The organism is uncultured Enterococcus sp. (assembly GCF_913775425.1).
Taxonomy (GTDB): domain Bacteria; phylum Bacillota; class Bacilli; order Lactobacillales; family Enterococcaceae; genus Enterococcus_G.
This window is the reverse complement of the sequence record NZ_CAJYIS010000022.1, coordinates 1-7940: the sequence shown is the minus strand read 5'-3', so window position 1 is coordinate 7940 and position 7940 is coordinate 1. Positions and strand designations below refer to the sequence as shown.

Here is a 7940-nt window from a genome sequence, read left to right as displayed (position 1 = left end):
CCTTTGCACCGGTAATTCAAGAAGTCTATCTGAAATATATGTTTACTTAGTAAAATGTGATTTATGTTCTTTTGATATTCCTTGGTATCATTACGATCTAAGTCTTGATATCTACTTTTTTAAACGATTTATCAGTACACTCTTCCCAATATTCGAAATGTTTTTTATCTATTCAATAATCAGATCCCCCAACTTCTGTAAACATCATCCCCTATTCTTTCTTCCCATACTAATGTCTAACTTTCCATAAGTAACTTCTCTTTTGTTCCTTACTTTATCGTTTACACATCTGGGAACTCATTTTTGACTAGTTCACCACAAACGGACTCTCATATTTCTCTTAATTTCATCTATCAGATAGACAGTAAAACACTCTAGTTAAAACGCTTTACATTATATAGGAAGCGTTTTGATTTTTATGTAAATTTATGCAGATTAGAATAATATGAAATTTCGCCCAAAACCCTTTCATAAAGAAAGGGTTTTTTTGATTGTTTATTACTGTTTTTGACTGTTTTTGATTGATTAATACGAAATTCTATGCTAATATACTGCGTGATGGGGTGATTGTAAATGCTTACAGAACTACGGCGACAACGAATCCTTTCTTTATTAAAAGAATATGAGATGGTGACGCTTACTGAATTGACTGATTCATTGAACGTTTCCGAGTCTACGATTCGACGAGATTTACAGTTTATGGAAGACCACGGTCTACTATTGCGTGTCCACGGAGGCGCAAAAAAAGTCAACACTTTGAACGTTGAAGCAAATATGAATGAAAAAAGCCAAGTCAATGTCGAAGGCAAGATTGCTATCGCCAAATATGCGGCTTCACTCATTCAGCCAAATGAAATTATTTATTTAGATGCTGGAACAACTACTTTCCAGATGATTCCCTTTTTACCAACTGACGTCCAACTAAAAGTCGTGACGAATTCGGTAAAACACGCAGCCCAGCTGAGTGACTATCAAATCGAAACAATCATTTTAGGTGGCAATGTCAAACTTTCTACACAAGCCTCTACCGGTGTCACGACAAGTGAACAACTGCAACAATATCGTTTTGACCAAGCGTTTATTGGAATCAACGGGATTGATCTACATGCAGGATTTACGACACCAGACATCGAAGAAGCTCATCTCAAACGAATTGGTCTAAAAAACAGCGCACGACCGTTTATTCTAGCGGACGCGACAAAATTTCAAACGATCAATTTTGTTCAAGTTGCACCCGTACATGCTGCTGAAATTATTACTGATCACTGTCCTTCTGATATTCGTAAACGATTATCCCTACATACAACTATAAAGGAGGTCATAATATGATTTATACAATGACATTAAACCCTTCCATCGATTACATCGTGCATGTCGATCAATTGGAAATGGGCGCGGTAAACCGTATGGCAACTGATTTTAAACTCCCTGGTGGAAAAGGAATCAATGTCTCACGTATTTTAAAACGCGTCGGTACTGATTCTGTTGCGTTAGGCTTTCTTGGTGGATTCACTGGTACATTTATCAGTGACTGGTTAACACAAGAAGGAATCAATTGCGCATTTACAAGCGTTCAAGACGATACGCGTATCAATATCAAATTAAAAGCTGGTGAAGAAACTGAAATCAATGGGGTCGGCCCCGTGTTATCAGATGATGAGATCACAGCTTTAAAAGACGCATTATCTCAAGTAACCGCTGGTGATATCGTAGTCTTAGCTGGTAGTACACCAAAAAGCTTACGTGCCAACTTTTACCAAGAACTGATCACATTGATCAAAGAAAAAGGTGCTGAATTTGTCATCGACACAACTGGTGAAGATCTATTGAACTCACTTTCTTCTCAACCCTTATTGGTAAAACCAAATAATCATGAATTAGCTGAAATGTACCACACGAAATTTGAAAAAATGGAAGATATCTTTCCTTATGCTGAAAAATTACGTGAAACTGGAGCTAAAAATGTCTTGATCTCAATGGCTGGCGATGGTGCTTTACTATTTTGTGATCAAGGGATCTACCAATCAAACGTCTTAAAACGTCCTTTGAAAAACTCAGTTGGGGCTGGTGATTCAATGATCGCAGGTTTCATTGGGGCATTTGCTAAAGATCAAGATCCTATCGAAGCTTTCAAATGGGGCGTGGCTTGTGGAAGTGCAACAGCATTTTCAGATGATCTTGCTACCGCAGATTTTATTCACGAATTGTTACCTGAAGTTGTCATTACCAAACTATCTTAATATACAGGGGGAAATAAAATGAAAATCAACGATCTTTTAGTAAAAGATGCTATGATCATGGATTTGAAAGCGACTGACAAGCGCGGTGCTATCGATGAAATGGTCCAAAAATTATACGACACTGGCCGTATCAGTGACGTTGAAACCTTTAAAGAAGGGATTTTAGCACGTGAAACCCAAACATCAACTGGTTTAGGCGACGGAATCGCTATGCCTCACTCAAAAAATGCAGCTGTAAAAGAAGCAACTGTATTGTTTGCGAAATCAAATGCTGGTGTAGACTATGAAGCATTAGACGGTCAACCGACTTTCTTATTCTTTATGATCGCTGCTCCAGACGGTGCCAATGATACTCATTTACAAGCATTAGCGGCCTTATCTCGCCAATTGATCAACCCAGAATTTGTGGAAAGCTTAAAAGGTGTTCAAACACCTGATCAAGTCCAAGCGATTTTTGCAGCGGCTGAAGCAGAAGAAGCAAAAGAAAAAGAAGCTGAAGCAAAAGCTGAGGCTCAAGCACAAGCTGCTCCTACAGCGAGTGATCGTCCTTATGTGATCGCTGTTACCGCTTGTCCAACTGGAATCGCCCACACCTATATGGCTGAAGATTCATTAAAGAAAAAAGCCAAAGAAATGGGTATCGATATCAAAGTTGAAACAAATGGTTCAGATGGAATCAAACATCGTCTAACGGCTGAAGATATCGAACGCGCCACTGCCGTTATCGTTGCAGCCGATAAAAAAGTCGAAATGGACCGTTTTGATGGTAAAAAATTATTGAATCGTCCAGTTGGTGATGGAATCCGTAAGACAGAAGAATTATTGACATTAGCTGTTGAAGGAAAAGCACCTGTTTATCATGCTGAAAATAACAGCAGCAGTTCAGAAGAAGAAACGTCTAAAGGTTCTGTCGGTCAAGAGATCTACAAAAACTTGATGAATGGTGTATCCCACATGTTACCATTCGTTATCGCTGGTGGGATCATGATCGCCCTATCGTTTATGATCGACCAATTTATGGGTGTACCTCAAGATCAATTAAGTAAATTAGGCTCATACCATCCAATGGCCGCAAACTTCAACCAAATCGGTAGTGCAGCTTTTGCCTTTATGTTACCTGTGTTTGCTGGATATATCGCAGCAAGTATTGCCGATCGTCCTGGTTTGATCGTCGGATTTGCAGCTGGTGCGTTAGCAAGTAGTGGGTATGCCTTTAACAACTTTGGTGGTGAACCGAAGAGTGCTGGTTTCCTAGGTGCGTTGATCGGCGGTTTCTTAGCAGGTTACGTAATCTTATTCTTGAAAAAAATCTTCAGTGGTCTACCAAAATCACTTGGTGGAATTAAAACAATCTTGTTCTATCCTTTCTTTGGATTATTGATTACTGGATTCTTAATGACTTTCATCAATATCCCAGTAAGTGCGATCAACACAGCGTTAAACAACTTCTTATCATCATTAAGTGGTGCGAACGCAGTATTACTTGGAATTTTAGTTGCAGGTATGATGGCTGTCGATTTAGGTGGACCTATCAATAAAGCCGCTTATGTGTTTGCGACATTAAGTTTAGCAGAATCTGTTACTTCTGGTGGTTCAGTCGTTATGGCTGCTGTTATGGCCGGTGGTATGGTTCCTCCATTAGCAATTTTTGTAGCCACTACTTTATTCAAGAAAAAATTTGACCAAAGTCAAGTTGATGCTGGTTTGACTAATATCGTAATGGGACTTTCATTTGTAACTGAAGGTGCGATTCCATTTGCTGCAGCCGATCCATTACGTGCGATCCCAAGTTTCGTAATCGGTTCTGCTTTAACTGGTGGTCTAGTTGGTGCTTTAGATATTAAATCTCTAGCTCCGCATGGTGGAATCTTCGTTATTCCATTGGTAAGCAACCCATTAATGTACTTGTTATTCATCTTTATCGGAGCAATCGTTTCTGGTGTGATCTTCGGATTATTAAAAAAACCAGTTGCTAAATAAAGTCTAAAAAAGCTAGCCGAGTCATTCGGCTAGCTTTTTATTTTTTTTACTTCATGGTACACTACAAGTAATTGAAATGGAGGAATTCAACATGGGATTAAAATTTCAACGTGATGACGCCTTAGATAAACGTCTAGAAGATTTTGCATTTTTACCTCCTGAAGAAGAAAAAGAAGCTGTCGATATCAGCCGTTTTTTACTTCCAGAAGATGACGAGGAAAAGAAACAAAAAGAGGAGCACTCAAATTAGAGCGCTCCTTTTTTTATGGTCGAACCATCGCAGCTTCAATTGCAGCCCAGGCTTCTTCTTTTCCTTGTTTCGTCACCGAAGAAAATAAGATGAATTCATCTTGTTCATCAAAATCTAAGGCTTTTTTGATCACACTAATATGTTTATTCCATTTACTACGTGGAATCTTGTCGGCTTTTGTAGCGACTACGATTACTGGAATATCATAGTATTTCAAAAATTGATACATCTGAACATCTTCTACTGAAGGTGCATGACGTAGATCAACTAATGAAATCACGGATTTCAATTGTTCGCGCTCAGCTAAATACGTCTCGATCATTTTGCCCCATTTTGCTCGCTCTGTTTTTGATACTTTTGCATAGCCATATCCTGGGACGTCTACAAAATGTAGCGCATTTTCAATCAAGAAAAAATTTAATGTTTGCGTTTTTCCGGGTTTTGATGATGTTCGAGCTAGGTTACGACGATCGACTAATGTGTTGATAAAAGATGATTTCCCAACATTAGATCGTCCTGCTAAAGCAATCTCTGGTAGATCCGTCTCCGGATATTGGGCAGGCGATACGGCACTAATCACGATATCGGCATTGTGTACTTTCATAGTATTCCTCCTAAAAAAGGGGAAATCCAAATGCGATTTCCCCCACTTTTTCTATCCAGCTTTTTCTTCTGTATAAATAATTACTGGTTTTTCTTCTTCAAGTGCTGCGGCTTTTGTGATGATTACTTTGGCAATCGCTTCATCTGAAGGTACGTCAAACATGATGTCCATCATGATTTCTTCGATAATCGAACGTAATCCGCGCGCTCCTGTGTTGCGTTCGATCGCTTTTTGCGCGATTGCGCGTAATGCGTCGTCTTCAAACACTAGCTCTGTATCATCTAAAGCTAATAATTTCGTATATTGTTTGACCAAAGCATTCTTAGGTTCCGTTAAGATATGCACTAAATCATCAACGGTCAATTTGTCTAATGCAGCCATTACCGGTAAACGTCCGATGAACTCAGGAATCAAACCAAATTTCAATAAATCTTCCGGGATAATGTATTTCATGACACTATCTTTGTCCGGCACTTTTTGGTTATTGCTTCCAAAACCGATCGTTTTTTCACCCATACGATTTTTGACGATTGTTTCGATCCCATCAAACGCACCACCTACAATAAATAAGATGTTGCTTGTGTCGATTTGGATCATTTCTTGATGTGGATGTTTACGACCACCTTGTGGCGGAACATTCGCTGTTGTGCCTTCTAAAATTTTCAGTAATGCTTGTTGCACACCTTCACCAGAAACGTCACGCGTGATCGATACATTCTCACTTTTACGTGCGATTTTATCGATTTCGTCAATATAGATAATTCCGCTTTGTGCATATTCAACATCAAAGTCAGCAGCTTGCAACAGTTTTAATAAGATATTTTCAACATCTTCTCCTACATATCCAGCTTCTGTCAAACTCGTTGCATCTGCGATCGCAAATGGCACATTCAAGCTTTTAGCAAGTGTTTGTGCTAAAAATGTTTTCCCAGAACCAGTTGGTCCAATCAAACAAATGTTACTTTTTTGTAGCTCAACGTCTGCTGTATCTGTTTCATTGTTGGCATTGATTCGTTTATAGTGGTTGTATACCGCTACGGCTAATGCTCGTTTGGCACGGTCTTGACCAATCACGTATTCATTTAAAGTTTTTAATAGCTCTTGTGGTTTTGGCACTTCTAGTAACTCGTGAATCGTATCTTCAGAAAATTCTTCATCGATGATCTCTTTACACAATTCAATACATTCGTCACAGATATACACGCCTGGACCGGCTACTAATTTTCTTACTTCTTCTTGGGCTTTGCCACAAAAAGAGCAACGTACTGTTTCATTTCCATTTGTATTTTCGTACAAATTCGTCACCCCTTACTGCTTTTTTACGTAAAATAGTAAAAAGCAATCTATACACTTCATTTCTCCATAATAGCATATTCTACAGGAAAGAAAAAGTCATTGCTATCTGCTTTTTAGGGAAATTAATGAAAGAATAAAGTTTGAATAGTTTTCCGTTATATTTGAATAATAAATCATCATACTTTTTGCTCATCAATTCTAGCCGGAACCGTAAAAAAACTAGCAACCCCAAATGGAGTTGCTAGTTTTTATCGATTGAATTACGCTTCAACAACAGTAGAAGTAACTAAGTCAACAGCTTTTTTCATTGTTACGTCGTGTTTTAGCATATCTTCAGTCAATACGCGTTTCACTTGTGCTTCTGGCATGTTGTATGTTTCAGAAAGCTCTTTGATTTCATTAGCGATTTCTTCTTCAGTTGCTTCTAAGCCTTCAGCTTTTGCAATCGCTTCGATCACTAAGTTCGTTTTCACGCGAGTGTCTGCTTCTGCTTCAAATTGTTGGTGCAAGTCTTGTTCTGTAGAACCAGTTAATTGGTAGTACATTTCAGGAGAGATTCCTTGACGTTGCATGTTGTTTAAGAATTCGTCCATTGCACGGTGTACTTCATCGTGAACCATTACGTGTGGTAATTCAACGATTTCAGCATTTTCCACTGCTTGGCGAATTGCCGCTTCTTCAACAGCATCTTTAGCTGCTTGCGCTTTGCTTTCAGTTAATTCTTGACGGAATTTTTCTTTTAATTCAGCTAATGAAGATACGCTATCATCAACGTCTTTTGCAAATTCGTCATCTAATTCAGGAAGTTCTTTTGCTTTTACTTCATGAACAGTTACTTTGAAGACAGCTTCTTTGCCTGCTAAGTCTTCTGCTTGGTAGTCTTCAGGGAAAGTTACTGTAACGTCTAGAGAGTCACCAGCTTTTTGGCCAACTAATTGCTCTTCGAAACCTGGAATGAATGAACCAGAACCTAATTCTAATGAATAGTTTTCACCTTTTCCACCTTCAAAAGCTTCTTCGCCAACAAAACCTTCAAAATCGATCACAACTGTATCACCTTCAACAGCAGCATCTTCTTTGATTGCTAATTCAGCTTGTTGTTCTTGAGCAGATTTCACACGTGCGTCTACGTCTTCATCTGTTACTTCAGTATCTTGTTTTTCAACAGTTAAGTTTTTGTATTCACCTAATTTTACTTCAGGTTTTACAGTTACTTCTGCTTCGATCGTCCAAGCTTCACCTTTATCCATGCTTTTCACATCGATTTTTGGTTGTGCAACTGGATCGATTCCAGCTTCTAAAACAGCTGCTTCATAAGCTGCTGGTAAAACAGCGTTCAATGCATCTTCATACAATGCTTCTTCGCCGTACATACGGTTAAATACAGTACGTGAAACTTTCCCTTTACGGAATCCAGGTACGTTTAAGTTTCCTTTCACGCGATTAAATGCAGTTGTCAATCCTTTTTGGATTTCTTCATTTGCAATTGAAAATGTCAATACACCATCATTTGTGCCTTTTTTTTCAAACTTTGCAGTCATGTAATTCCCTCCGAATATCTGTCTATTGT

At 38.6% G+C, this 7940-nt stretch carries 7 protein-coding genes; 4 read left to right on the top strand and 3 right to left on the bottom strand.

The annotated features are described in order from the left end of the window. Positions 1-573 precede the first annotated feature (573 nt). The 4 genes from QZ413_RS02440 to QZ413_RS02425 all read left to right on the top strand — a co-directional run bounded on the left by QZ413_RS02440 (position 574) and on the right by QZ413_RS02425 (position 4470). Positions 574-1329 (top strand): DeoR/GlpR family DNA-binding transcription regulator, encoded by a 756-nt coding sequence (locus tag QZ413_RS02440; protein WP_297075942.1) that lies wholly within the window; start codon positions 574-576, stop codon positions 1327-1329. After that, complete coding sequence (gene pfkB, locus QZ413_RS02435) at positions 1326-2240, top strand: 1-phosphofructokinase (protein WP_297075940.1); 915 nt, start codon at positions 1326-1328, stop codon at positions 2238-2240. Before QZ413_RS02440 ends, pfkB begins: the two co-directional genes overlap by 4 nt. 18 nt (positions 2241-2258) lie before the next feature. After that, entirely contained in the window at positions 2259-4220 is a 1962-nt protein-coding gene (locus tag QZ413_RS02430; protein WP_297075937.1) for a fructose-specific PTS transporter subunit EIIC, read from the top strand. 91 nt (positions 4221-4311) lie between these two features. After that, positions 4312-4470, top strand: a complete 159-nt coding sequence (locus QZ413_RS02425) for an SPJ_0845 family protein (protein WP_297075935.1) — start codon at positions 4312-4314, stop codon at positions 4468-4470. A gap of 13 nt (positions 4471-4483) precedes the next feature. Here the strand turns inward: QZ413_RS02425 and yihA are convergent, their stop codons facing one another. From yihA to tig, 3 genes are all read right to left on the bottom strand, one after another. Further along, on the bottom strand, positions 4484-5074 hold the full coding sequence (gene yihA / locus QZ413_RS02420; RefSeq protein WP_297075933.1) for a ribosome biogenesis GTP-binding protein YihA/YsxC: 591 nt from the start codon (positions 5072-5074) through the stop codon (positions 4484-4486). A 51-nt stretch (positions 5075-5125) separates the two neighbouring features. Further along, positions 5126-6370, bottom strand: a complete 1245-nt coding sequence (clpX, locus tag QZ413_RS02415; protein ID WP_297075930.1) for an ATP-dependent Clp protease ATP-binding subunit ClpX — start codon at positions 6368-6370, stop codon at positions 5126-5128. Positions 6371-6630: 260 nt separating this feature from the next. Next, entirely contained in the window at positions 6631-7911 is a 1281-nt protein-coding gene (gene tig, locus QZ413_RS02410) for a trigger factor (RefSeq protein WP_297075927.1), read from the bottom strand. Positions 7912-7940 lie beyond the last annotated feature (29 nt).

Bases quoted from the DNA above. Each gene is read 5' to 3' on its own strand.
- QZ413_RS02425 (WP_297075935.1), top strand. From the start codon at position 4,312: ATGGGATTAAAATTTCAACGTGATGACGCCTTAGATAAACGTCTAGAA.
- pfkB (WP_297075940.1), top strand. From the start codon at position 1,326: ATGATTTATACAATGACATTAAACCCTTCCATCGATTACATCGTGCAT.
- yihA (WP_297075933.1), bottom strand. From the start codon at position 5,074: ATGAAAGTACACAATGCCGATATCGTGATTAGTGCCGTATCGCCTGCC.
- QZ413_RS02430 (WP_297075937.1), top strand. From the start codon at position 2,259: ATGAAAATCAACGATCTTTTAGTAAAAGATGCTATGATCATGGATTTG.
- tig (WP_297075927.1), bottom strand. From the start codon at position 7,911: ATGACTGCAAAGTTTGAAAAAAAAGGCACAAATGATGGTGTATTGACA.
- QZ413_RS02440 (WP_297075942.1), top strand. From the start codon at position 574: ATGCTTACAGAACTACGGCGACAACGAATCCTTTCTTTATTAAAAGAA.